The organism is Clostridioides sp. ES-S-0190-01 (genome assembly GCF_020658275.1).
Taxonomy (GTDB): Bacteria; Bacillota; Clostridia; order Peptostreptococcales; family Peptostreptococcaceae; genus Clostridioides.
The window spans coordinates 218,958-244,556 of sequence record NZ_JACVWA010000027.1 but is presented as its reverse complement, the minus strand read 5'-3'; the positions used below and the strand labels follow the sequence as shown (position 1 = coordinate 244,556).

The window sequence follows — 25,599 nt, the reverse complement described above, 5'->3', positions numbered from 1 at the left end:
TCTATCTATAGAAGCTTTAATATCATTAGTACCCTATTATAACAAATTAAATTATATCATGTTATCTCTAATTATGCTTCTTTATAAATTTTATTCTAAATATACTTTAAAAAAAATATAAGGCAGTATATCTTAAAATAACTTTGATTATTTCTCGATATAATGCCTTATATTTTTTATAACTTATCTAACAAATCTAAAACTTGTTTTTTGACCTTATCATATCCAAAATTATCTAGTGAATATCCAAGCTCTATATTTCCGAAACCTTTAATTTCAGCATTTTCTTTTTTATTTAATAGAGTTTGCATAAGCTCAACTTCTATATATTCTCTTCCCTTTTCTTTTTCTAACATAGTAAATAACTCAAAATCTTGTATGCCAAATCTTAAGTTTTCCATTCTAACACTTCTAACAGGCTTTAAATCTTTTCCAGGATAAACAAAGAACATATCTCCAGCTTTCCAAATAGGGAATTTGTAACTTGCGTCTTTCCAAGGGTCTTCTGTCCATAAATTATAATCCCATCTTAAAAATCCATCAAGACCAAAATAATAAGTGTACCACCCTATTATTCTATTTTCTACAAAAGGAGAACTTATAAAACTATTTGGTTTTTCTGGGAAACAGCAAACAAACCAAGTCAATATTCCACCTTTATCATGCATTTTTTTCTTTAGATTTTCTATATCTTTATAATTTTGAATAGTAAGTTTTAAATTTATTGACATGTCATCAACTTCATCTTTAGCTCTATCTAAAAAGTTTTGGTCATGAGTTGCTGATTTATATTTAACTTGATGAGTACTTACAGTAGAGTTTATAAATTTGATACACTCTTTTACAACCTCTGGATTATTTGGTTCATCGGCTATAATTCTGATGCTATCCCATAGACCACATTCTATTAAATGATTTAATACTAATCCTATATACTCTTTTAAATCATCTGTATTATTTATGAATTTAAACACTTTGTCTTTTTCATCAAAGTATCTTACTCTTATAGGGTCTTTATAGCCCTCTATAGGGTTTCCAAACTCTCCAGCACACCAATTACCTAACAGACCAAATAAATCTATCTCCTGAGCCATTTTGTACTTACTAGCTATACTTATATACTTGTCCATGCTTTCAAAATTACACTTGATATTTCCATCTAAATCTTTTGAGACACCTACCATGTTGTATTCATATAAGTTTGATGGATTTTTATAGACTTTATAACAACTTTGACCTGCCCATGGATAATCTGAAACTATAACTGTTGCAACTTTTTCTCCTAAAGATGCTAGTTCTTTGAGATAATTATCTATTATCTCAAAATGTATATCAGACCACAATTCAACTTTATACATTCTAGCTAGACAACTTGGATGTTGCCATAAATCTAAAAAGAATTTACTTTCGTCCAAAGGCTTTAACACAACATTTTTTACTTCTATAGGCACATCAACTGTAAAAACTTTTTCTTCATCTTCATAACCAAAACTTTTGAATATATCAATACTTATATTAAACTTATTTCCTAAAAAATCCTCAGGTACTTGCCCTTCAATCCAAAACGTTTGAGGCAAATATTGTTCCACTAGTACATCTTTATCTCTCAAAATAGCATCATTTACAAATGCTTTTGTATCATCTTGAACGTACCCTAATATATTTATACTAAAATTATTTTCTAATCCATCAGGCACATTTAGACCTAATCTTACTCTATTTCCCAAGCCTTTCCATGATATAGCACTACTACCATCAATTGTGCAATTAAATTCTTCTGTAGCTTTCAGCATAATTTGAAATGCAAATTTTTCACCTTTAGCTACTACAATATTTAAATCCTTATGTTCCCAAGTTTCAGCTTCTATAACTGAGTATTTATTGTGTTTAAATGTGCAATCTTTCAATATATATGAAATTTCCATGTTTTGATTTCCTCCGCATCTATAGTTTTATTTTGTATTTTTAAATTAGACTATTTAACCTTTTATACCAGATAAAGATACACCCTCAACAAATTTACTTTGTAAAATTAAATAGAAAATAAATGGAGGTAAAAATGTTATTGTTGCTCCTGCCATCATTTGTCCATAATTTGTTATCTGGAATGTCTTAAGAGTGGATAACCCTACTGTTAATGTCCTCATTGCATCTTTAGTTGTTGCTATAAGAGGCCACATAAACTCATTCCATGCTCCCATGAAAGTAAATATAGCTAGTGTAATTAATGCTGGTTTGATTAGAGGTAACACTATTTGTACTAAAATTCTAATGTCTGAACAACCATCTATTTTTGCTGATTCTAAGAGTTCTTTTGGTACTCCTAAAATAGCTTGTCTCATTATAAATACACCAAATGCAGTTGGTATTGGCATAATAAGAGCCAAATAACTATTTATCCATCCTAAGTGTTTCATTATTATATAAAGTGGTATCATTGTAACTTGAGATGGTATAATTAAAGTCATTATCATAAATAAAAATAACTTATCACTACCTTTAAAATCCATCTTCGCAAAAGAATACCCTGCTAATGTACTAAATACTAAGTTTAACAGTACTCCTGAAAAAGATACTATGGCTGTGTTTAAAAAATATTGCGTAAATCCTTTTTTAGTAAATATATCTATATAGTTTTGAAGTGTTACTGTTGAAAAAGATATATCCAAATTGTATGAATTATATGTTACCTTTAATGATATTATCAACATGTATATAAATGGTACTAAGCTTGTACATGCTATAAATAATAGCAACCCATCACTCAATAATCTCTTTGTTGTTTTCATATTATACCTACCTTTCTAAAAATCTGAACTGTCTCGTTTTACAAGTTTATTTTGTAAAATTGAAACTACTGCTATCAACAAAAATAATACATTTGCTACAGTCATTGCATATCCAGAATTGAAGTTTTTAAAGTTTAAGTTAAATGCATGCATAACTATACTCATAGTAGATATCCCTGGACCTCCACCTGTCACAGTATAAACCAAGTCAAATACTTGTAACGACCATATTGTTCCTAAAAACACAACCATTATTGTAGTTGGCTTTAGTAGTGGAACTGTTATTTTCATAAATTCTTGAAGTTTTGTAGCTCCATCAACCTTTGCTACCTCATAACAATGTTTTGGTAAATTCATTATAGCTGAAATATAAATTACCATAAAATATCCTATATTTTTCCACATAGATATAAACATAAGCGTAGGGAGTGCTGTTTTACTATCTCCCAAAAGTTTAGATGATTCTATTCCAAAAGCACCTAACAATTGATATATAATTGAACCTTCTCCATTTAATAAAGCTCTCCATACCATACCAATCAAAACCATAGACGACAATACAGGTATAAATATAGCTCCTTTAGCAAATGAAGCTATTTTACTATTTCCTTTTCCTGTAATCCAAACTGCCAAAATCAACGATAAAATAGTCTGGCAAGGTACTACTATAATAGCAAATTTAATCGTATTTATAATAGATACTTTTAATGTCTCATCTGTAAATAATTTTTTATAATTTTCTAAGCCTATAAATGTTGCTGGACTAATAATATTGTACTTTGTAAAACTAAAGTATATTGACATTATTATTGGTAATACATAAAATGCCACTAAAATTATGCCCAATGGTAATATGTATATATATGGTTTAATATTTAATTTTAATTTTTTTCTTGTTGAATTTTCTTCAAACTCTCTAACTAAGTTATTCATTTTTATCCTCTCCAATATAAATATTAGCATTGTACTTATAAATACAATGCTAATTTTAATCTGTAAAGTATTTTATAACATCTTACAGCCTTAAACTTTTATTGTGCTAATAAATCATTTGAATATTTTGCAGCATCATCTAACGCTTGTTTTGGAGTTTTATCTCCTGAAATCATAGTTTGAAGTTCTTTCCATAAATATTCATATATTTCAACACCATGTGGTCCTACTACCAATGGTCTATATACATCCTTATCATTTTCAACCATTGCTTTAAATCTTTCATCACCTTGATATGGTTCACCTTTTGTTATTGGTGCTCTTGGTATCGCTTTATGGAATTCTGTCATTGATTCAACACTTAACATATGTTGTATTAATTTATATGCAAGTTTTTTATCTTTTGCTGATGACATTAAAGATAAATGGTCTACTGCTCCAAAAGTTGCAGCTTTCTTGTCTTCTAAACCAGTCACAAATCCCCAATTTAAATCTGGGAATGACTTATCAAATACACTTGTTGCAGCAGAAGACAACATTATAGTAAAGGCTGCTTTCCCTGGTCCAAATACACTTTCTATCATTTCATTGCTATCTTTAGATAAAGAATCTTCAGGTACATATGCTTGTAATTCTTTTAAGAAATTAGCTGCTTCTAAACCACTCTTATCATTAAATTTAACTGATTTTAAATCATCATTAAATATATCTCCACCAGCTTGCCATAAATATGGATACCAGTTCCAGTTCATGTTACCAAAAGTTTTAGCTCCCCATCCTTGAGCTAATCCCCATTGGTCTATTTTTCCATCGCCATCAGTATCCTTTGTTGCTTTTTGGCAGATTCTTTTAAAATCTTCCCATGTTTTAGGAGGTTTTTCTCCTATTTTATCTAGAATATCTTTGTTGTAGTATAATACACCTGGATTTGCTGCTTGGAATGGCATTCCATACATTCCACCCATCATTTCAGATGTTTTTATGTAAATAGATTGTTCTTTATCCTCTTTAGTTGCATAGTCAGTTAAATCTTCTACTGCTCCACTTTGTATAAACTGAGGATACATTTCTGCATACATATATCCAACATCAGGGCCTTCATCAGCACTTATGGCTGTTGCAAATTTTTCTGAATAATTTTCCCAAGGAATTATCTGTAAATCTACTTCACAGTTATTTTTTTCCTCAAATTTATCTAAAATAGGGTCCCAAACTTCCTTCATATTATCTTCTACTGGTGGCATCCAAAGAACTAGCTTTTCTTTTTCCCCATCCTTTTTTGCATCTTTTCCACTACCACTTGAACACCCTGTTATAAGTGTTGTAGTCATAATTGCCACCATAGCTAGTGAACACAATTTTTTCAACATACTCACCTTAATTCCCTCCATCTTGTTTGGTTTTTCTTTTTTCATTGTAATTCTACATAATTTTACTCCATTTAAAATATTATCAAAGCATGTATTTCTTGTCTAATCAGTTTTTTCTATATATTTTTTTTTATTATAGTTTTTTTCTATAGTGCCATTTTTAATTTTATTTTTTATGGCAATCAATATAGTTAAAATAAACTAGAATCTTTTAGTAAAATTTTTAATTTTAAAATCTCTTTTATTAAATTACAACACAAAAAATAGACCATATAATTATATGGTCTGTTTTCATCTACTTAAAAAAGTTTATTTTTTAGGTCTAAGTTCAGCTTTATCTCTTTTTATTTCTTCTAATATTTCTTTTAAATTATACTCAACACTAGAAAGCACATCTTCTGCATATTCAATTGAACCAATTCTTATCTCATTGGCTATTCTTTCAGCCCTATCAACTATATCCTTAGCTCTTTGGTCTGCTTGAACAACAGGTTCACTTGACTCTACATAGGCTTTTACTACATCTTCAGAATTTTTCTTTAATTCTTCTATATTTTCTTGATATTCTTGCTGTATTCTTTCAGCTTCTTTTTGTGCTTGTTCAACTATGTTTGTAGCATCTTGTTTAGCTTGGCTTATTATTTTATTTCTTTCTTTATTTATCCAGACTGCCTGTGTTACTTCCTCTGGTATTAAAGTTCTTATATCATTAACTATTGCTAAAACTTCATCCTTATCTACAGTGCATTTATGAGAAAACGGAATTGTAGAAGCACTTCTAAATATCTCCTCTAACTGATCAAATAGTTCAATCATTTCTAAATCTATCTTCATATATCAATTACCCCCAGTAGTTTTTTTCTTTAATTCTTCCAAAACAATTTTTGGAACCAAATTTTTTATATCAGCATCAAAGAGCAAAACCTCTTTTATTAAAGATGAACTTATAAATGAATATTTTGTACAACTTGGTAAAATTATAGTCTCTATATCTGGATTAAGCTCTCTATTCATATGAGCCATTTGAAGCTCATAATCAACATCTGCACCACTTCTTACACCTCTAACTAATGCTCCAATTCCATTTTCTTGACAGTAACTTATTAATAGCCCATCAAAAGTTACAACTTTTATATTCTCTAGATGGCTTGTACTTTTTTTTATAAGTTCTACTCTTTCATCAAAGCTAAATAGACCTTTTTTATTAGGATTATTTAGGACTCCTATTTGTAATTCGTCAAATAACTTCGAAGCCCTGCAAATAATATCTAAATGTCCATTAGTGATTGGGTCAAAGCTTCCTGCAAATATAGCTTTTCTAGGTTTATTTTCCATTTTATGCCTCCATCTTATAAAAAGTTAATGTAGTATTTCCATATTTTTTATCTTTAGTTTTTTCTAACTTACATATTTTATCTGGAAATAAATCATTAGTATCATGTTCTACAACTATTATTCCATCTTCATTCAATAAATTGGAATTATCAATTTTTTCAATAGCTTCTATAAACATATTTTTATAATAAGGAGGGTCCATAAAAATTATGTCAAATTTACTATTTTGTAACTTAAGCTTATCTATAGCAGTTTTAAAATCAAGGTTTAAAATAAAACTCTCATTTTCAACCCTTGCTTTTTTTATATTAGATTTAACAATTTCTATACTTTCTTTACTAATATCTACAAAAGTACATTCTTTGGCACCTCTTGACAAACACTCTATCCCTAAAGAACCAGTTCCAGCAAATAAATCTAGAACTTCACTTTCCATTATATATGAATTTATTATATTAAATAAAGACTCTTTTACTCTATCTGTTGTTGGCCTTACATCTTCATTTTTTGGAGTATTTAATTTTAATCCTCTTGCTTTTCCTGAAATTACTCTCAATATGACAATCTCCCTTCAGCACATTCTTACATCAATAATATTTTAACATAAATTAAAATCAATTTAATGAAATTTCTTCCAATGTATCTTTAAATTTATCTATAATTTCCTTTTTAAGTGGAATATTCTCTTTCAATTGTAGATTATTATCTTCACCTAATATATATCGAGCTTCCTGCTGTGCTAATTTTAATATTTTTATATGCTTAAACAAATTTGCTACTTTTAATTCTGGAAGTCCATGTTGTCTGGTCCCAAAAAACTCTCCAGGTCCTCTTATTTCTAAATCCTTTTCTGAAATTCTAAACCCATCATTTGTTTCTTCCATTATAGACATTCTCTGCCTGCATACATCTGTTTTAGAGTCGTAAATTAGCACACAATATGACTTATGGCTTCCTCTCCCAACTCTACCTCTAAGCTGATGTAATTGTGCAAGTCCAAACCTTTCAGCATTCTCTATTATCATTAGAGTTGCATTTGGCACATTGACCCCAACTTCTATAACTGTTGTTGAAACCAAAATATCTATTTCTTTATTCTTAAAGTTACTCATTACTTCATCTTTTTCACTTGATTTCATTTTCCCATGAAGAAGTCCAAGTCTTAAATCTGAGAAGTATTCAGCTCTTAATTCCTCTACTAATTCAACAGCTGACTTAGCTTCTATTGATTCACTTTCTTCAACTAGTGGACATACAATATATACTTGCCTTCCCGATTCAACTTCTCTTCTTACTAGGTTATTGTAAGCTCTATCTCTCTTGCTCTTTTCAATAGCAAGTGTTTCTATTGGCTGTCTACCTGGTGGGAGTTCATCTATAATAGAAATATCTAAATCTCCATAAAGTATAAGTGCTAATGTTCTTGGTATTGGTGTTGCTGTCATTACCAGTATATCTGGATTTATTCCTTTTAATGAAAGTCTACTTCTTTGCATAACTCCAAATCTATGCTGCTCATCTGTTATAACTAGACCAATATTATTAAATTCAACTTTATCTTCAATTAATGCATGTGTTCCTATCAATATATCAATTTCATTATTTTTAATTTGTTCTAATACCATATCTTTTTGTTTTTTTGTAAGACTACCTATTAATAGACCTACATTTATACCAAAATCTTTTAAGGTTTCAGTAAGTGAAATATAATGCTGTCCTGCTAATATCTCTGTAGGTGCCATCAAAGCTCCTTGATAACCATTTAAGACACAATTTGCAAGTGCTAAGAGAGCAACTACTGTTTTACCACTACCTACATCACCTTGAACTAATCTATTCATTATTTTATCAGAATTCATATCATTTATAATTTCATCTAATGCTCTATTCTGAGCTTTAGTCAATTTAAATGGTAAAGAACTTATTATATTCTTTAAACTTTCACTTGTTGTAAATTTTATTCCGTTTTCTTTATTTCTTCCACTTTTAAATACAAACAGTCCCAACTGTAATATAAGTAATTCTTCAAATACAATTCTATATAAAGCTATTTTTAACGATTCCTTATTGCTTGGTGAATGAATATTTCTAACTGCAAAATCTATATTACATAATCTATATTTTTCTATAATTCTTTGTGGCATATATTCTTGTATAATTAATTCCTTATCTTCAAGTACAGTCTTAATTATGCTCATAATCTCTTTATTTGTAACACCATATGTAAGTTGATACACTGGCATAAATCTACATGTATTTTTAGGTGAATTAGTAAGGTACTCTAATTCACACGATGTAAGTTCTAAGTTATTAAATCTTTTCTTAACTTTTCCAAAAACTAATATTGAATCTCCAGGTCTAAATGTATTTTTTATATAAGTTTTATTAAAAAACACTAGTTTAGCCGAACCAGTTTCATCTTTTACATCAATCTTTGTTAAAGTCATTCCTTCTTTTGGACTAAATGTATTTATATTTGATATTACTGCTTTTATTGTAGCTTTTTCATCATTCTCCAACTGCGCTATTTTCTTAAGATTGTTTCTATCTTCAAATTGCCTTGGAAAATAATACAATAAATCTTTTAATGTGAATATACCCAGCTTATTTAGCTTACATGCCTTTTTAGGTCCTATCCCTTTAACATATTGAACATCTTTATATAAATCCAACAAATATATCACCTACTACACAAAAATCCTGTACAACCAACTTTATAAAAGCTACATGGTCATACAGGTTCTTATAATCATTATTCAACTGAAATTAAGTAATAATAAAGAGGTTGTCCTCCATAATATAATTCCACATCTACATCTTCAAATTTTTCTTCTAAAGAAGTACGAAGTTCATTTGCCTGAGATTCTGTAACATCTTCACCAAAGAATAAAGTTATTATAGCAGTATCCTCATCAACCAATTTTTCAATAAGATTTGATGTTACTTCATCTACATAATCCCCTGCTGATAATAATTTACCTTCTGCAATTCCAATTATATTACCTTCTTTAACATCAATTTCATTCATTACTGTATCCCTAACAGCAAAAGTTACTTGACCTGATTTAACTGAATTTAAAGCATTCATCATAGCTTCTTCATTTTCATCTTCACTTAATTCTCCATTAAATGTTACTAATGCAGCAAATCCTTGAGGTGTGTTTTTTGTAGGTATAACTATTATATTTTTATCACTCAATTCTTTAGCTTGGTTAGCAGCCATTATTATATTGCTGTTATTTGGGAAAATAAATATATTTTTAGCATTTATATCCTTTATGGCATTCATAAAATCTTCAGTACTTGGATTCATAGTTTGACCACCTTCTATTATATGGTCAACACCAAAGTCTTTAAATATATTTGCTAATCCTTCACCCATCGAAGTAGCTATGAATCCAAATTCTCTTTCTTCTTCTAAAGGCTCACTATCATTTTCTTTTTTTTCTTCTACTTCCAATATTGTATTTTCATGTTGTAACTTCATATTTTCTATTTTTATAGTTAATAATTGACCATACTTTAGAGCTTCTTGAAGCACGTTTCCTGGGTCATTAGTGTGTACATGTACCTTTATGACTCCATCATCTCCAACTACTGCTAAACTATCGCCATAAGCCATCATTATATCTCGTATTTTCGTATCTTCTACTTTAGAACTTTCTAGTATAAATTCTGTACAATAACAGTATTTTATATCATCTGTGCCAGTACTATTCTTTGGGAAGTCTATATTTGTTGCAATATTAGTGTCTAGGCTAGTATTTTTTATTTCTATATTGTTACCTTTCATAGAAGCTAACATACCTTCATATATAAGTACAAGCCCTTTTCCTCCAGAATCAACTACACCAGCATCCTTCAGATTTTTTAGAAGGTCTGGAGTTCTTTCTAGTGAAGCATTTGATTCCTTTACAAGCATACTTAAAAACTTTACTACATCTTTTTCTTTTTTAGCAGCTTTTACTGCAAACTCTCCGCTCTCTCTAACTACAGTAAGTATAGTTCCTTCAATTGGTTTTATTACAGCTTTATAAGCTGTATCAGAACCATTTTTAAAAGCTTTTGCTAAATCATCTGTTGATAATTTACTTTTTCCCTCTATAGACTTAGCTATACCTCTAATTATTTGTGAAAGTATAACTCCTGAGTTTCCTCTTGCACCCATTAAAGAACCTTTAGATAGTGCTTTTCCGATGTCTGATATATTATCATTGTCTACTTTCGCTAACTCTTTTAAGGCATAAGATATAGTTAAGGACATATTAGTCCCTGTATCTCCATCTGGTACAGGGAATACATTTAATTTGTCAACTAAATCTTTATTGTTTTGGAGATTGTTTGCACCTGAAATGAACATCTCTCTTAACCTTTTACCATCTATATACTGAATCATTTCTTTCCTCCTATAAAATTACTTCACTCTTATTCCTTGTACATTAATATCAATTTTAGTGACTCTTACACCAGTCATCTTTTCAACTACATATTTAACTCTATCTATTATGTTATTTGCAACTGTAGATATATTTGTACCATATTGTATTATAACATAAAGTTCTATTGCTATGGCATCTTCTTCTACTTCTTCTACTCTAACACCTTTAGTAGCATTTTCACCTTTTAATAATTCTACTATTCCTTTAGATTTAGATGCTAAACCTACTAGACCATAACTTTCCATTGCAGCTCTATATGTGACTTGAGCTATTACTTGATTATCTATTTCTATACTTCCATATTGATTCATTACCTTTGCACTCATGGTTGACCCCCTTAAGTTTTTTTTATTAAAAATGTTTCTTAATTTATTTTTTACTATTTTTACTTATTTATTATATAAAATTATAATCATATCATACTATAAATATGGTATAATTTAAACCTAGAAAAGTTTTTGGATAAAATTTCTTGTACTGTCTATATATTTAAAGAAAAATAATAATTATTTTTCAAATATATTTACTTTATATAAAATTATATATATAATTTTATATGATAATGAGAAATTCTTCAATATATGTAAGGCAAATATATATTTCTATTGCAAATTTTTGTTATTTATGATAATATAAATATGTTTTTAGTCTTTAAATAGTTATCATTTTAAGGAGGTGTGCGTAGATGGCAAAAGTATGTAGCGTATGTGGTAAAGGTAAGGTTTCTGGAAACCAAGTATCACACTCAAATAAACATAATAAAAGAACATGGTCAGCTAATTTAAGAAGCGTAAGAGCGATTATAGATGGAGCTCCTAAGAGAGTAAAAGTTTGTACTAGATGTTTACGTTCTGGTAAGATTGAAAGAGCTTAATAGCCACGTTTAAAAGCCTACTTCCGAAAGTAGGCTTTTTAAATTTAATCATTTTTACTCTTTCTCATAAATTTTAAAACTATGTTTGAAATCCATTTTGGTAACTTTATTGTTACTACTTTCATCAATACTCACCCCACACTTTATAGTTAAAATTATTTTAACAAAAAAATAATAATGCTCCACATCCAATAAGTATTAATGCGGTAAGTGCTGACCAAATCCAGCCAGGAAGCAACATAGATAAAATTACTGCCATTCCTGTTGCTAGACACAGTATTCCTAGCAATACCTTAGACTTGTTATTTCTCATGGAACACCTCCACATAGAACTTGTATCTACAAATATTTTCATATTTAAGTTTATGCGATAAGTTCCTATTTTAGACCTATAAATACATTATGTAATTTTAATTTTTTATACTGGAATTATTACTATCTTCTGATGCAGATTCTATAATATCTAAAATACCTCTTTTTTTACTTAACCTTTCAGGTCCACTATATAGAACTACTGGTATAACTTTTGGGAGTTTAAAATCTTTGCTTTCTATTTCTTCAAGACTCTTTTTCATTATAAAGCTTTTCCAAATTTGCTCTCTGTATGATTTTAATCTTGGTACAATCTCAGTATCCATTTCTGTTTGAAACTCCAACACTATATAGTGTGAAATTTTACGATTTTTAGAAAAAACTTTATAAATTATATCTACTTCCTTTCCTTTATATTCACATATAAAAGATGTTTCTAACTCTATACTTTTAAGAGTTAATTCCTTTGCTATTGAGACGCTTGTAAAATTTTGAATCAAACTTAAAAAACTTTCTTTATCTGAATACAGCCTTCTATATTCTTCACGTTTTTCTTTGCTTCTTTTTAAATTCATACAATTCCTCCCAGGTTATAGATTCTCTATCTTTTGATAAAAATAATCTATAAATTTTATTTTTTAATTTTCACTAGTGATTATTGACACTTATGATTAAAATATCCAATAAAGATATTTTTTTATATTTTTATTAAAAGATATGAATTTTTATATTTTAATATATTGACATTGACGTTGCGTAAAAGTGTATATTTAATTTATAGGAGGTATTACTTATGGAATATACAGTTCAGAAATTAAGTAAAATAGCTGGTATAAGTACTAGAACCCTTAGATACTATGATGAAATCGAGCTTCTTAAGCCACTTAAAATAAATTCCTCAGGTTATCGTATATATGGTCAAAATGAAGTTAATAAGCTACAACAAATACTTTTTTATAGAGAGTTAGGCATTAGCTTAGAAAATATAAAAAACATTATAAATTCACCAACTTTTGACAGTCTAAGTGCATTAAAACAACATCATAGCAAATTACTAGCTAAAAGAAAACAAATTGACTTACTGATAGAAAATGTAACTAAAACTATAGCATTAAAGGAAGGAAAATATATTATGACAGATTTAGAAAAATTTGAAGGTTTTAAAGAAAAGATGATTGATGAAAATGAAAAAAATTATGGAACTGAAATTAGGGAAAAATATGGTGAAGATGTAATCAATCAATCAAATAGAAAATTTAAAAATATGTCTAAAAAAGATTATGAGGACTGGCAAGATTTAAGTACTGAGATAATTAGTAAACTCAAAAAAGCTTTTAAAACTGGTGATGCATCTAATGAACTTTCTCAAGAAGTTGCGAGATTACATCATAAATGGTTGAGTTACACTTGGAATGCCTACTCTAAGGAAGCTCATGCCGCTTTAGCACAGATGTATGTAGATGATGAACGTTTTACATCATATTATGATAAAGAACAGCCTGGACTAGCAAAGTTTCTAAGAGATTCCATAGTATTCTATACAAGATAATAATCAATTTAAAGTAATAAAAAGAGTGCTACTTTAAAATAGCACTCTTAAAAAATTTTATTTTTCAAATTATATAGCTATAATCTGTGATAAAAATCTAACTTAGTTTTTATTAAAAGTAATTGTAACTTTAAATAAATCTCCATCTATATCTATCTTCATTTTACCACCTTGTAGCTCTACAAAACTTTTTGCTATTGCTAGACCAAGTCCAGAGCCTTCTGTATTACGTGACTTATCTCCTCTTACAAATCTCTCCATAATATCATCTACACTAAAATCAATTTCAGTTGCTGACATGTTTCTAAGCATGATATTTACTTGTCTATCTGTTTCTAAAATATCAATATATACTCTTGAATTTGGCATTGCATATTTACTTATATTTATTATAAGATTCTCAAATACTCTAAATGTACGTTGACTATCTAATGGTAATATTATTTTTTCGCTAGAAAAATTATTTTTTATTTTCAGTGATGACTCTGCTATCTTATCATCTAATTCTAGTAATGTCTGTTTCATTAGAGATATAATATCTACATTTACTATGTTTAAGTGTACATCTCCACTATTTACTTTACTCACTTCAAATAAATCTTCTATTAAGTGTTGTAGTCTTTGTGACTTTCTATCCAATGTATCAATATACATTTTACGATTTTCATCTGTTATATTTTCATCCTTTAGTAAATCTATATAAGTGATTATAGATGTCAAAGGTGTTTTTAAGTCATGTGACACATTTGATATAAGCTCTGTTTTCATTTTTTGACTTTTAACTTCTTCATCTACAGCTTTTTTAAATCCAGATTGAATATTTCCAAGCTCATCTTTAATAGGATTAAAGAACCCTAAATCATCTTCCATATTTGCTTCTAAATTTCCATCTGAAATTTTCTTTGTAACATCTAAAAGTTGATTGTATTCACGTATTGTTTTCTTAGAGTAATCTGACAATACCTTAAATAAAACTATTGAGTAAATTAATGCAAGTATTATTCCAAAGAACCACATACTACACATTATAACTATAATTAATAAGTTTACTGCTAAAATTATAGCTATAGTTTTATTTGGCTTTTCTTTTAAATTTGTCATTCTAACTTGATTAATAACTACTTTACTTGATTTTTTAAACCATTTTAGAAACATCCCTGTCAAAGTATTTTTTACAAAGTACTCTTTTATTCCAACATTTAGAATATGTTTTAAAAGTACTATAAATACAAATATTATTGAGAAGATTACAAACCAATAAATTAAATTCATTGAGCTTACTAATATATTTGCCATTTTACCACTTATATCATTTTTTATTAGATACTCGACATAATTTCCATTCAATGTGTTACTTATTATATCAGTAGGATATAAAGCTACAATACTCTGTATAATAACAATAGCAATAAAAAGTAACTCTAACGGTATTCTTGTGATTATCTCAAACCCTAATAACTCTTTAGATTTTCTATATGGAAATGCTACAGCTACAATTACAACTATAGATATTATGATTTTTATAATCATTGCAGAAATTTTATAATAAGAATTATTCTCTACATTATTTATATATCTACTTATATCATCACTACTATAAATCATCCCATAATTATTATATGAGCTATATGAATTATCTTGGCTTATTACTTTAGGTACCGCATATACCAATGTTTTATTTTTTATTGGAGATAATTTATATGAGATTGAATTTCCATCTAAATCTGTCTCCATCAAATCTTCTTTAGATTTAGATAATAACATTTGGCTGATAATCTTTTGGTCTACTCCATAAGAGTCTACAATATTTACTTTTCCATCTTTATCAAAATTCATCACAAGGTAAAACCTATAATTTGCTTTTATATTTTTAATCTTTTCTTGTCTTTCCTCATCATTCATAGTTGTCTCTTGAGGCTGCTTTTTATCAGATTCCTCTTTTGAAGTGTCATTTTTTGTTGTATCCAGTGCTTTTAACTCTTTATTCTCATTAAAAAGCTCAAAGTTATTTTCTTTATCAACTAAATAGTATTTTAAGTTTTTACTTGAATTATTAATAAAAGATTCCCATTCATCAAATTTTTCATTAAAATCTGCATTAATACTCTCATCAGTGTAATAGGTTTCTGAACCTTCATATGCGCTTTTCTCTTTACTAGTATTTTTTATATAATTTATAGTTTCTTCACTTAAAAAAAGCTTCGAAGGTTGTATCATCTTACCTTCTTGTTCTTCTTTCATATTGTGGTCTAAAACATAACTTCCTTTATATATGCTATCTACAAATCCTTCTTGCTCAAATGGATTTTTAGCTCCACCTTTAGCAGCTGACTGTATAGTCGAATATTGGCTAATCATACCTAATGATGCTGATAACATAAGTATAAAGACTATCACACTGATTATATATTTTTCCTTAAATTTTTTCGATTTTATATCCAACACCCCACACCACCTTTAAATATTTTGGATTTTTTGGGTCAATTTCTATCTTCTCCCTTATATTTCTAACATGTACCATAACTGTATCTGTGTTTACAGCATTTTCATTCCAAACTCTTTCATATATTTCGTCTGCAGAAAAAACCCTTCCTGCATTTCTCATAAGTAAACTTAATATCTTAAATTCTATAGGAGTTGTTTTTATATAATTTCCATCAATACTGACTTCTTTTGTATTTTCATTTAATTCTAATCCACCTATTACAAATATACCTTCATTATTTTCTGAACTTTCTTCTTTATTTTTTATCATATTTAGATACTTAGTATATCTTCTAAGTTGCGAATTAACTCTAGCCAATAACTCTAATGGCTTAAAAGGTTTTGTTACATAATCATCCGCTCCGATGTTAAGCCCCATTATTTTATCAACTTCTTCTGATTTTGCAGATAACATTATCACTGGAAAATTATGATTTTCTCTAAGTTTCATTGTAAGAGTTATTCCATCCATTTGAGGCATCATTATATCAACTATAGCTAAGTGTATTTCTTGGCTTTCTATAATTTTAAGACCTTCCAATCCATTGTAACCTTTAAAAACATTATACCCTTGATTTAAAAGGTATATTTCTATAGCATCTGCTATTTCCTTTTCATCTTCTACCACCAAAATATTATATGAATTCATTTTAATCTCCTTTATATCAATTAATTTATAAACTACCTTTACATATATGATTATACAATATGATAGAAGTTTTTCCATTTTTTTATAAATTTATAGTGGTCTATTCTAATTATTTATCTTTGATGTCCATTTTAGAACCCTCCCTTTAATTTAACTTCAATACTGTTTTACTTTATTTATATATCTAATATTAAAGCTAAAAACTTAAGATATTATATATACTTTTCTAAAGATTTTCTAAAGATTTAAATTTACTTGTTTTAATATACACAAAAAAAGTAGGCATTATTGTATTAATTAAATCAACAACCTGAAACATAAATTTAATATCAATAAAATCTACTTTTTAGTTTTTGCATACTTATTTTTAGTTTATTTACTTTTTATAAAAATTCTTGTTTTTATTTTATAAATGTACATATGTCTTCCACTGGTTTTTTAGATGGACTTCTTAAGTTGTCTTCTGGTACTCCAAGTGCTAACATTGCACCTAAGAAGTATTCGCCTTTTTCAAACCCTGTTTCTGCCTCTAAAACAGATTCTATCTCATCTGCTGCATAGTTTTGACTTGTCAACCAACAAGAACCATACCCAAGTTCAATTGCTGATAATGTAAAGTTTTCAATTGCTGCTCCTAAACTTTGCATGCCTGGATTTCTTATAAATAACTTATCTATAATCTCTTTAGGTGCATTTATAAGTTCTAACTCATAATAGCCTGATGGGTTGTATACCTTTGTAAAAACTAATACCAAAACTGGAGCTTTTAAATAAAATAAAGTAAAGTTTGGCACAAATTTTCTAAATCTATTAGCTTTTTCTACTGATACTTTGTCCATCTCTACAAGTATTTCTTGTTGTTTTTTAGTTATCACATCTGCTATCTTTTCCATTAAATCACGACGCTTTATAACTACAAAATGCCAGTTTTGAATGTTTTTACCTGATGGAGCTGCCCCTGCTGCTTTTACCATTTTCAAAATATCTTCATCTAAAACATCTTGTTCTTTAAATTTTCTTACACTTTGTCTTTTGTAAATAGTATCTTGTAATTCCATTTTTAAGTCCCCCTGTAGATTATTTTTTTAATTTAAAAACAAACTTTAAACTTCCCTTATTTTAATATATCATGTTCTAACAAATCTTTAAATGACTCTATAGAATAATCATACTCATCCACATTTCCAAAACCATATTTTGCATATACAAAAGGAATCCCAGCAAATTTAGCACTATTTGCATCCCCTTGAGTATCTCCAATATAGATTGGATTAGTTAGTTTATTTCTATCAATTATGAGTTTATTATTTTCACCTTTATGCAATCCAGTATTTCCAGGACACTCAAAATCTATAAAGTAATTTTCTAGCTTATGTGCTTTTAAAAAAGATTCTATATATCCTTTTTGACAATTACTTACTATAAATAATTTATATTTTTTAGATAATTCTTCAAGAGTATTTTCTATGTCTTCAAATAATTTGCCTCCATATTCAGATAAGTAATCACATTCTCTTGCAGAACATTCATCTAATATATTCATTCTTTCTTCTTCATCTAAATCTGGAAAGAAACGCTTTGCTATTTCATCAAATGAAAGACCCATAACACTTCTAAATAATTCTACTGTAACATTTAAACCTATATCCTCACGTTTATCTAAGACCTCTTGCCATACCTTACATACTCCTTCAGTTGAATCCCATAGAGTTCCATCTAAATCAAAAATAATACTGTCTATCACAAAAAATCCCCCTTGCGTCAAAAATTATTATTTATTTATAATTATATATTAAAAAGCAGATACAATTATAAATATATTTTACTTGATTGTATCTGCTCTGTAATATAAAATCAATTATTAAAGTCCATTTTTATAAATTTCTAATTACAAGTACACATCCCTGCTCTACTTTAATTTTACAAGAATTCCCTAACATAACATTGGATATTCCAATAGGTACTGAATACTTCATATAATAATCATCCAAAGGATATTCCAAGCCAGTAAGTGTTACTCCTTTAGCATCTCCTTTTACAGCTATTACAGAAATAGTATCTCCTTTGTTTCCAAACAAGGTAAATTCTTCATTTTCAACTATATACATCTCTTCTTTATCTGAGAGTATCCTAGAATATATGCCATCTTCTTTTAAATAATATAATAGCTTTATATTTGCAAGGGTATGGTCAATTCTCCCACCTAAAGCACCAAAAAAATCAATATGGTTAGCTTTAAGAGTTTTAGCTAAAAAAAGACATAGTTCTGTATCAGTTTCATCCTTTTTAGACGGAAATTTTTCAAATTTAACACCTTGATTTCTATAGAAATTTATCTTGTCTTCTTCTACTGAATCTAAATCTCCCAAAATATAATCTGGTATTATATCCATTTTGTAGGTGTGATTTGCTCCTCCATCTGCACATATTATGCAGTCATAACATTCTTTAAGTATAATATCTCTTGTAATTTTATAATCTTCAATTTCACCATTTAAAACAATACAGATTTTCATACCTAAGTCTAAACTAATTCTTCAAGAGAAGCATTCTTTCTAAATAAATTAACTGTTTCTTGAATGTCATCACTTCCAAATATTGCAGAGCCTGCTACTATTACGTTAGCTCCTGCTTGCACAACTTCAGCCACATTTTTAGGACTTATACCACCATCAACTTCTATATCAATATTTAATCCTTTACTATCTATAAGTGTTTTTAATTCTTTAATTTTATCTAACACACAAGGTATGAATGATTGTCCTCCAAATCCAGGATTAACAGACATTAAAAGCACCATATCTAAATCAGATAGTACATGTTTAATAGTATCTATTGGTGTTGCTGGATTAAGCACTACACCTGCCTTTATTCCATGTGATTTTATATTTTGTATAGTTCTATGTAGATGTGTACAAGCTTCCTGATGAACAGTTATTATATCACATCCTGCTTTTACGAACTCTTCAATATATTGGTCTGGATTCTCTATCATTAGATGAGCATCAAATACCATATTTATATTCTCTTTTTTTAAACTTTTAACTACAAGTGGTCCTAGTGTGATATTTGGTACAAAATGTCCATCCATTACATCGATATGAAGATATTCACATCCTGCACTTTCCACTTTTCTTACATCCTCTAATAATTTTGCAAAATCTGCTGATAATATTGATGGTGCTAATTTAATCATGTTTCTAATACCTCCTACTGTTATTTTGTCTTATTTCATTTAGTAGCTGTATATAACTATCATATCTTTCTTTAGATATTTCTCCATTTGCAACAGCTTCTTTTATAGCACAATTAGGTTCATTTTCATGAATACATTTTGAACCAAACTTACAATCATTAAATTTATCAAATTCTATAAAATAATCTTTAAGTTCAACTTCTTCTATGTCTTCAAGTGCAAGTGAACTAAAACCTGGTGTATCTGCAACCATTCCACCAAACTCCAACTTTAAAAGTTCTGCATGACGAGTGGTATGTTTTCCTCTTTTTATTTTATCACTTACTACACCTGTTTGCAGTTGAAAATTTTCATCTATTTCATTTAATAAACTCGATTTTCCAACTCCAGACGGTCCTGCAAATACTACTACATTTTCTTTTAATTCATCTTTTACTTTATCTATATTTAACTTAGTGACATTACTTACAGGAATAACCTTATATCCACTAAGCTCGTATATCTTTTTAACATGCTCTAATATGTTATCATCATCTAAATCTGCTTTTGTAAGGATTATTACAGTTTCTAAATTTTCTTTTTCTGCCAAAACTATAAATCTATCTAAAAGAGATAAGTTTGGTTTAGGATTTTTTATTGCAAATACTATTAGTGCCTTATCTACATTTGCTATAGGTGGTCTTATAAGTTCTGTGTCTCTACTATCTATTTCTTCCACAATTCCCTTTTTTTCATCTTCATCAACAACACTTATTTTAACTCTGTCACCAACTAAAGGTGTTACTTTTTGCTTTCTAAATATACCTCTAGCCTTACATTCATAAAGACCTTTTTCTGTATCTACATAATAAAATCCACTAATCCCTTTTATAATTTTTCCTTCTAGCATCAAATACCTCCCTTTATAAAATTATATAAACCTATACTGTTTATGAGTAGTATATAGTGTTATTCTTTCCTATTTTTATATAATACCACATTTTTTTTAAATAACAAATCCTCCATTTGGGCTAATTACCTGACCAGTAATAAAACTTGATTTATCAGATGCTAAAAAAATAGCACAATTTGCTATATCTTCTGGTGTTCCTAATCTCATTAAAGGAGTTTCCTCTACAAGAATATCTATCTCATCTTCATTATATTCAGATAACATATCTGTATTAATAACTCCTGGTGCTATGCTATTTACTCGAATATTTGATGGAGCAACTTCTTTAGCCAATGCCTTTGTCATTCCTATTATACCTGCTTTTGATACAGAATAATGTACTTCACAAGAAGCACCTGATATACCCCAAATTGAAGATATATTAATTATGTTTCCTTTTTTTTCTGATATCATGTATTTTAAAGCAATTTGTGAACAATAAAAACTTCCTTTTAAGTTAATATTCATCATATTATCCCAATCTTCATCAGTTATATCTGTAAATAACTTATCTTGGCTTATACCAGCATTATTTATAAGTACATCTAATCCTCCAAACTCCTTTATACAATAATCTATCATATTTTCGACTTCTTCTCTATTTGAAATATTAGCTTTAAATAATTTTACAGAAAAACCCTTTTCGTTTAATACAGTATATAATTCTTTAGCCTCATTTTCTGATTTATTAAAGTTTATTAATACATTATACCCATCTTTTGCAAATATTTTAGATATTGCTCTTCCAATTCCTCTAGAGCCTCCTGTTACCAAAACTGTTTTATTGTTTTTATTCATAAATATTTATCTCCCTTATAATTAATCTAATATTTTATACAAAACAAACTGCCCCTTTAAAGAAAATAATTTCTATAAAAGGACAGCTTTTTATTTTTAGCTACTATTTATTCTGATTTACCAATATTTCCACCAGTTCCTGATGGAGTTTCTCCAGTATTTCCTGAGTTTGAACCTCCTGAGTTATCTCCACTATTTCCGGAGTTTGAGTCTCCTGAATTATCTCCATTATTTCCGGAGTTTCCTCCACTATTTCCTGAATTATCTCCACTATTTCCAGAGTTTCCTCCACTATTTCCTGAATTTCCTCCGTTAGTTCCTGAGTTTGAACCTCCTGAACTTCCTCCACTATTTCCTGAGTTTGAACCTCCTGAGCTTCCTCCACTATTTCCTGAGTTTGAACCAGGTGTTGTTGTATCATTCTCATCTGGTGTTGTTGGAGTCTTATTTGGTGTTGTTGGTGTTGGCGTATTTGATTTCTCTGAGCCTTTGCTAACATATAGGTCTATTTCATCACCTTCTTGAACACTTGATGAACCAGAACTAGGGCTCTGACTTAAAACTGTACCTTCTTTATATACTGAACTATACTCATACTTGACAGTTCCAACTTTCAATTTATTTTCCTCTATAATTTTTTTTGCATTAGTTAAAGTAATACCTACTACATTGGGAACTGAAGCTTCGTTTGCACCTTTACTTACAACGACATTTATGGTGTCACCTTTTTTAATATTTGTACTTCCACCTTCAGGTGTCTGCGATATTATACAATTTTTATCTACCTCACTGCTATACTCTTCACTTTTTACACTTAAGGACAATCCTTCTTTTTCAACTGCACTCTGTGCTTCCTCTAATGTCATATTCACAAGATTAGGAACAGTTAAATCTTTACTACCAAATCCTCCAGCAAATAAAAATTTATATGCTAAGAATACTTGTGCACATAAGATTACTATCAAAACTGCCGCGACTACTTTTAGTCTTTTTCTAGCTTTAGGACTTTCTTGTTTTTTCTTCTTTTTCTTAGCCCTCTTACTTTGAGTATTCTTAGGCTTTTGATTCTTTTTAGCTCTCATTATCTCTTCCTCATCTTCATCGTCTTCATCTTCTTCTTCATAAAAATCATCATAATAATCTTCATCTTCATCTAAATCAGCAACTTCTATAGGTTTAACTACTTTTTCCGGAACTGGCTTTGCAAGTACTGGATTTACAGCTTTATTAATCTCTTTTTCATCAATTTTCTTCGTTGCAAAATCATCGTATTCCTTTATAAAATCTAAGTCAATATTTTTTTCTATATAATCTATATCTTCTATTAACTCTTCAGCAGTTTGGTATCTATCTGCACTAGATTTTTCTGTAAGCTTTTTTATTGTAGTTCTTACACTTTGAGGAATCCTAACTTTTTCTTCTGATGTAAAATCTATATCATCATTGATATGTTGAAGTGCTATAGAAATTGGGCTATCTCCTCTAAATGGTACTTTTCCTATCAGCATTTCATATAAAACTATACCTAAAGAATACAAATCTGCATTATTAGTTACAAACTTTCCTTTAGCTTGCTCTGGTGAAAAATAGTGTACTGAGCCTATTATACTACCAATATTAGTCATAGTTGAATTTGAGACAGCTTTGGCTATACCAAAATCAGCTACTTTTACTACTCTTCCTTCATTGGATATGAGAATATTATGAGGTTTTATATCTCTATGTATAATCCCCTTTTTATGTGCAGCACTAAGTGCCATAGCTATTTGTTTTGTTATATCCAGTGCGGTATATTCGTCTAATATCCCTTCATCCTGTATAATTTCCTTCAAATTTTTTCCATCTACAAATTCCATTACAATGTAGTGAACTTTTCCATCTTCCCCAACATCATATACATTTACTATATTTGGATGTGAAAGGCTTGCTACTGCTTCTGCTTCTCTTTTAAATTTTGTTAAAAATTCATCGTCATCTACAAATTCAGGTCTGAGTACTTTAAGTGCAACAGTCCTGTTTAATAATCTGTCTTTAGCCTCATATACAAAGGCCATTCCTCCATCACCAATCTTCCTGATGATTTCATATCGATTTCCTAAAATTGTATCTCCCACAATATCACCGTCCTAATTATACTTTTATTACTATCACCGAAACATTATCTTTACCAGAAACATCATTGGCCATGCTTATCAATTCATCACTTATATCACTAATTCTCTCATATTCGTAATCTAATATTAAACTTCTTATATCTTCGTCATAAATAAACCCAGTTAATCCATCTGTTGCAAGAAGTATTATATCACTTTTTTTGATTTCCTTCTTAAAAATATCTACAACAACCATATCATCTGTTCCAATTGCTCTAGTTATTCTATTTCTCTGTGGATGTCTTCTCGCTTCTTCTTCTGTAATAACATGAGCCATCATAAGTTCTTCAACCACAGAATGGTCTATAGTTATTTTATCAAATTTTTCATCTGTTAACAAATAACATCTGCTATCTCCAACATTTGCCACATATAAGACATTATTATACACTATAGCTGTAACTAATGTAGTTCCCATTCCTTCAAATGCTATATCTTCCATAGATTTCTTGTGCACAATTGAGTTTACATTATTATAAGCCTGTTTTAGTATATCATCTATATAGTCTATTTTTACATTATCATGCTGTAATAAGTTTTCTTTTAGAAAATCAATTATATTTTCTACTGCTAACTTACTGGCGACTTCCCCCTTTTTATGTCCACCCATTCCATCAGCTATGGCAAATATTCCTATTGGACCATGTTCTGTATCTATAACTTCTCCCTCACAATAGTCTTCATTGTTTTTTCTTACTTTTCCTATATGGGAGGCACAACTATAAACCATACGACTTCCTCCTTACATATTACTTGTATTTTCTTCTCAATTGGCCACAAGCTCCACTAATATCAGAACCCATAGACATTCTAACTGTAGCAGGTATATTATTTTTCTCTAAACTATCTCTAAACTTATAAATAAATGCCTTGTCTGGCTTTTCATATTCTCTTTCTTCAACCTTATTTATTGGTATTAAATTTACATGGCATAGCATACCTTTTAAAAGCTTTGCTAATGCCTTTGCTTCATTTTCTGAGTCATTTACACCCTTTATAAGAGAGTATTCAAATGTAACCCTTCTATTTGTCTTTTTTATATAATATCTACAGGCATCTAGTATTTCTTTAATAGAATATGCATTTGCTACAGGCATAATCTTTCTTCTTTCTTCATCATATGGTGAATGAAGTGATAAAGCCAAATTTATAGCTATTTTCAAATCAGCCAACTCGTACATTTTAGGCACTATCCCACAAGTTGAAAGAGTTATATGTCTATACCCTATATTAAGACCATTTTTTTCATTAATTATTTTTAAAAATTGTTTTGTATTTTCAAAATTGTCAAGTGGCTCACCACTTCCCATTAAGACAAGATTTGATACTCTTTTTCCAGTATCTTCTTGAATTTTAATAACTTGGTCTAAAATCTCCCATAGTTCTAAGTTTCTAATCAATCCATCCATTGTAGATGCACAGAAGTTACATCCCATTCTACAACCTACTTGATTAGAAACACAAACAGTGACCCTACTGTCATAATCCATCATCACAGTTTCTATTATATTTCCATCATCTAATAAAAACAAATATTTTTTTGTGCCATCTACCTTAGATTCTAACTTTAATTCTATATCTATATGACCTATACATGAAACTTCTTCTAATTTATTTCTCAAACTTTTTGGTATATTATTCATGTCATCAAAAGTTTTTGCACCTTTGTATATCCAAGAAAATATTTGGCTCCCTCTAAAAGGTTTTTCATCTATAGTTTTCATAAATTCCTTGAGTTCATCTTCAGTAAAGTTTTTTAATACTATTTTTTTCTCTTCCATTCTATT

25 protein-coding genes are annotated in these 25,599 nt (G+C 28.8%); 2 read left to right on the top strand and 23 right to left on the bottom strand.

From position 1 onward, the window contains the following. Positions 1-176: 176 nt before the first annotated feature. The 10 genes from IC214_RS11165 to IC214_RS11120 form a co-directional block, all read right to left on the bottom strand. Positions 177-1,925, bottom strand: coding sequence for a DUF4091 domain-containing protein (locus tag IC214_RS11165; RefSeq protein WP_227432499.1), 1,749 nt, complete (start codon positions 1,923-1,925; stop codon positions 177-179). Between the two features lie 54 nt (positions 1,926-1,979). Next, positions 1,980-2,789, bottom strand: a complete 810-nt coding sequence (locus IC214_RS11160) for a carbohydrate ABC transporter permease (protein ID WP_227851501.1) — start codon at positions 2,787-2,789, stop codon at positions 1,980-1,982. Positions 2,790-2,804: 15 nt separating this feature from the next. Next, the gene (locus IC214_RS11155) at positions 2,805-3,722 is read right to left on the bottom strand and encodes a carbohydrate ABC transporter permease (RefSeq protein ID WP_227432497.1); all 918 of its coding nucleotides are present in this window, start codon (positions 3,720-3,722) and stop codon (positions 2,805-2,807) included. Positions 3,723-3,820: 98 nt separating this feature from the next. Further along, a complete protein-coding gene (locus tag IC214_RS11150; protein WP_227845603.1) occupies positions 3,821-5,137 on the bottom strand; it encodes an ABC transporter substrate-binding protein in 1,317 nt (438 codons plus the stop codon). A gap of 264 nt (positions 5,138-5,401) precedes the next feature. After that, positions 5,402-5,926, bottom strand: coding sequence for a hypothetical protein (locus tag IC214_RS11145; protein ID WP_227432496.1), 525 nt, complete (start codon positions 5,924-5,926; stop codon positions 5,402-5,404). Between the two features lie 3 nt (positions 5,927-5,929). Then, positions 5,930-6,427, bottom strand: a complete 498-nt coding sequence (gene coaD / locus IC214_RS11140) for a pantetheine-phosphate adenylyltransferase (protein ID WP_227432495.1) — start codon at positions 6,425-6,427, stop codon at positions 5,930-5,932. Between the two features lies 1 nt (position 6,428). Continuing rightward, a complete protein-coding gene (gene rsmD / locus IC214_RS11135; protein ID WP_227432494.1) occupies positions 6,429-6,983 on the bottom strand; it encodes a 16S rRNA (guanine(966)-N(2))-methyltransferase RsmD in 555 nt (184 codons plus the stop codon). Positions 6,984-7,041: 58 nt separating this feature from the next. After that, the gene (recG, locus tag IC214_RS11130) at positions 7,042-9,099 is read right to left on the bottom strand and encodes an ATP-dependent DNA helicase RecG (protein WP_227432493.1); all 2,058 of its coding nucleotides are present in this window, start codon (positions 9,097-9,099) and stop codon (positions 7,042-7,044) included. Between the two features lie 80 nt (positions 9,100-9,179). Next, on the bottom strand, positions 9,180-10,823 hold the full coding sequence (locus tag IC214_RS11125; RefSeq protein ID WP_227432492.1) for a DAK2 domain-containing protein: 1,644 nt from the start codon (positions 10,821-10,823) through the stop codon (positions 9,180-9,182). An 18-nt stretch (positions 10,824-10,841) separates the two neighbouring features. Beyond that, positions 10,842-11,192 carry an Asp23/Gls24 family envelope stress response protein gene (locus tag IC214_RS11120; protein WP_227432491.1) on the bottom strand — a complete coding sequence of 117 codons (351 nt, stop codon included), beginning with the start codon at positions 11,190-11,192 and terminating at the stop codon, positions 10,842-10,844. A gap of 359 nt (positions 11,193-11,551) precedes the next feature. Between IC214_RS11120 and rpmB the strand changes: the two genes are divergently transcribed. Beyond that, a complete protein-coding gene (rpmB, locus tag IC214_RS11115; protein ID WP_003416297.1) occupies positions 11,552-11,740 on the top strand; it encodes a 50S ribosomal protein L28 in 189 nt (62 codons plus the stop codon). A 160-nt stretch (positions 11,741-11,900) separates the two neighbouring features. Here the strand turns inward: rpmB and IC214_RS11110 are convergent, their stop codons facing one another. Further along, a complete protein-coding gene (locus tag IC214_RS11110) occupies positions 11,901-12,053 on the bottom strand; it encodes a hypothetical protein (RefSeq protein WP_009893656.1) in 153 nt (50 codons plus the stop codon). Positions 12,054-12,150: 97 nt separating this feature from the next. Beyond that, the gene (locus tag IC214_RS11105; RefSeq protein WP_227432490.1) at positions 12,151-12,627 is read right to left on the bottom strand and encodes an Rpn family recombination-promoting nuclease/putative transposase; all 477 of its coding nucleotides are present in this window, start codon (positions 12,625-12,627) and stop codon (positions 12,151-12,153) included. A 218-nt stretch (positions 12,628-12,845) separates the two neighbouring features. Here IC214_RS11105 and IC214_RS11100 point away from each other — a divergent pair, with 218 nt between their 5' ends. Then, on the top strand, positions 12,846-13,601 hold the full coding sequence (locus IC214_RS11100) for a MerR family transcriptional regulator (protein ID WP_227866660.1): 756 nt from the start codon (positions 12,846-12,848) through the stop codon (positions 13,599-13,601). Between the two features lie 102 nt (positions 13,602-13,703). Here the strand turns inward: IC214_RS11100 and IC214_RS11095 are convergent, their stop codons facing one another. The 11 genes from IC214_RS11095 to rlmN all read right to left on the bottom strand — a co-directional run bounded on the left by IC214_RS11095 (position 13,704) and on the right by rlmN (position 25,593). Then, a complete protein-coding gene (locus IC214_RS11095; protein WP_227855380.1) occupies positions 13,704-16,046 on the bottom strand; it encodes a sensor histidine kinase in 2,343 nt (780 codons plus the stop codon). Continuing rightward, complete coding sequence (locus IC214_RS11090) at positions 16,018-16,734, bottom strand: response regulator transcription factor (RefSeq protein WP_227432488.1); 717 nt, start codon at positions 16,732-16,734, stop codon at positions 16,018-16,020. The genes IC214_RS11095 and IC214_RS11090 overlap by 29 nt, the downstream gene beginning before the upstream one ends. Positions 16,735-17,135: 401 nt before the next feature. After that, positions 17,136-17,792 carry a nitroreductase family protein gene (locus tag IC214_RS11085; RefSeq protein WP_227866659.1) on the bottom strand — a complete coding sequence of 219 codons (657 nt, stop codon included), beginning with the start codon at positions 17,790-17,792 and terminating at the stop codon, positions 17,136-17,138. Between the two features lie 56 nt (positions 17,793-17,848). Beyond that, positions 17,849-18,478 carry an HAD family hydrolase gene (locus IC214_RS11080; protein WP_227824203.1) on the bottom strand — a complete coding sequence of 210 codons (630 nt, stop codon included), beginning with the start codon at positions 18,476-18,478 and terminating at the stop codon, positions 17,849-17,851. Between the two features lie 130 nt (positions 18,479-18,608). Continuing rightward, positions 18,609-19,250 carry a thiamine diphosphokinase gene (locus IC214_RS11075; RefSeq protein WP_227432485.1) on the bottom strand — a complete coding sequence of 214 codons (642 nt, stop codon included), beginning with the start codon at positions 19,248-19,250 and terminating at the stop codon, positions 18,609-18,611. An 8-nt stretch (positions 19,251-19,258) separates the two neighbouring features. Continuing rightward, complete coding sequence (gene rpe, locus IC214_RS11070) at positions 19,259-19,930, bottom strand: ribulose-phosphate 3-epimerase (RefSeq protein WP_227432484.1); 672 nt, start codon at positions 19,928-19,930, stop codon at positions 19,259-19,261. Positions 19,931-19,934: 4 nt separating this feature from the next. Further along, positions 19,935-20,819 (bottom strand): ribosome small subunit-dependent GTPase A, encoded by an 885-nt coding sequence (gene rsgA / locus IC214_RS11065; RefSeq protein WP_227432483.1) that lies wholly within the window; start codon positions 20,817-20,819, stop codon positions 19,935-19,937. Between the two features lie 96 nt (positions 20,820-20,915). Then, positions 20,916-21,659 carry an elongation factor P 5-aminopentanone reductase gene (ymfI, locus tag IC214_RS11060; RefSeq protein ID WP_227866658.1) on the bottom strand — a complete coding sequence of 248 codons (744 nt, stop codon included), beginning with the start codon at positions 21,657-21,659 and terminating at the stop codon, positions 20,916-20,918. A 107-nt stretch (positions 21,660-21,766) separates the two neighbouring features. Then, positions 21,767-23,773, bottom strand: coding sequence for a Stk1 family PASTA domain-containing Ser/Thr kinase (gene pknB / locus IC214_RS11055; protein WP_227432481.1), 2,007 nt, complete (start codon positions 23,771-23,773; stop codon positions 21,767-21,769). A 16-nt stretch (positions 23,774-23,789) separates the two neighbouring features. Then, positions 23,790-24,542: a Stp1/IreP family PP2C-type Ser/Thr phosphatase gene (locus IC214_RS11050; protein ID WP_227432480.1), complete on the bottom strand. Its 753-nt coding sequence runs from the start codon at positions 24,540-24,542 to the stop codon at positions 23,790-23,792. Between the two features lie 19 nt (positions 24,543-24,561). Continuing rightward, the gene (gene rlmN / locus IC214_RS11045; RefSeq protein ID WP_227866657.1) at positions 24,562-25,593 is read right to left on the bottom strand and encodes a 23S rRNA (adenine(2503)-C(2))-methyltransferase RlmN; all 1,032 of its coding nucleotides are present in this window, start codon (positions 25,591-25,593) and stop codon (positions 24,562-24,564) included. Positions 25,594-25,599 lie beyond the last annotated feature (6 nt).

Bases quoted from the DNA above. Each gene is read 5' to 3' on its own strand.
- IC214_RS11165 (WP_227432499.1), bottom strand. From the start codon at position 1,925: ATGGAAATTTCATATATATTGAAAGATTGCACATTTAAACACAATAAA.
- IC214_RS11160 (WP_227851501.1), bottom strand. From the start codon at position 2,789: ATGAAAACAACAAAGAGATTATTGAGTGATGGGTTGCTATTATTTATA.
- IC214_RS11155 (WP_227432497.1), bottom strand. From the start codon at position 3,722: ATGAATAACTTAGTTAGAGAGTTTGAAGAAAATTCAACAAGAAAAAAA.
- IC214_RS11150 (WP_227845603.1), bottom strand. From the start codon at position 5,137: ATGAAAAAAGAAAAACCAAACAAGATGGAGGGAATTAAGGTGAGTATG.
- IC214_RS11145 (WP_227432496.1), bottom strand. From the start codon at position 5,926: ATGAAGATAGATTTAGAAATGATTGAACTATTTGATCAGTTAGAGGAG.
- coaD (WP_227432495.1), bottom strand. From the start codon at position 6,427: ATGGAAAATAAACCTAGAAAAGCTATATTTGCAGGAAGCTTTGACCCA.
- IC214_RS11125 (WP_227432492.1), bottom strand. From the start codon at position 10,823: ATGATTCAGTATATAGATGGTAAAAGGTTAAGAGAGATGTTCATTTCA.
- IC214_RS11120 (WP_227432491.1), bottom strand. From the start codon at position 11,192: ATGAGTGCAAAGGTAATGAATCAATATGGAAGTATAGAAATAGATAAT.
- rpmB (WP_003416297.1), top strand. From the start codon at position 11,552: ATGGCAAAAGTATGTAGCGTATGTGGTAAAGGTAAGGTTTCTGGAAAC.
- IC214_RS11110 (WP_009893656.1), bottom strand. From the start codon at position 12,053: ATGAGAAATAACAAGTCTAAGGTATTGCTAGGAATACTGTGTCTAGCA.
- IC214_RS11105 (WP_227432490.1), bottom strand. From the start codon at position 12,627: ATGAATTTAAAAAGAAGCAAAGAAAAACGTGAAGAATATAGAAGGCTG.
- IC214_RS11100 (WP_227866660.1), top strand. From the start codon at position 12,846: ATGGAATATACAGTTCAGAAATTAAGTAAAATAGCTGGTATAAGTACT.
- IC214_RS11090 (WP_227432488.1), bottom strand. From the start codon at position 16,734: ATGAATTCATATAATATTTTGGTGGTAGAAGATGAAAAGGAAATAGCA.
- IC214_RS11085 (WP_227866659.1), bottom strand. From the start codon at position 17,792: ATGGAATTACAAGATACTATTTACAAAAGACAAAGTGTAAGAAAATTT.
- IC214_RS11075 (WP_227432485.1), bottom strand. From the start codon at position 19,250: ATGAAAATCTGTATTGTTTTAAATGGTGAAATTGAAGATTATAAAATT.
- rpe (WP_227432484.1), bottom strand. From the start codon at position 19,930: ATGATTAAATTAGCACCATCAATATTATCAGCAGATTTTGCAAAATTA.
- rsgA (WP_227432483.1), bottom strand. From the start codon at position 20,819: ATGCTAGAAGGAAAAATTATAAAAGGGATTAGTGGATTTTATTATGTA.
- ymfI (WP_227866658.1), bottom strand. From the start codon at position 21,659: ATGAATAAAAACAATAAAACAGTTTTGGTAACAGGAGGCTCTAGAGGA.
- IC214_RS11050 (WP_227432480.1), bottom strand. From the start codon at position 24,542: ATGGTTTATAGTTGTGCCTCCCATATAGGAAAAGTAAGAAAAAACAAT.
- rlmN (WP_227866657.1), bottom strand. From the start codon at position 25,593: ATGGAAGAGAAAAAAATAGTATTAAAAAACTTTACTGAAGATGAACTC.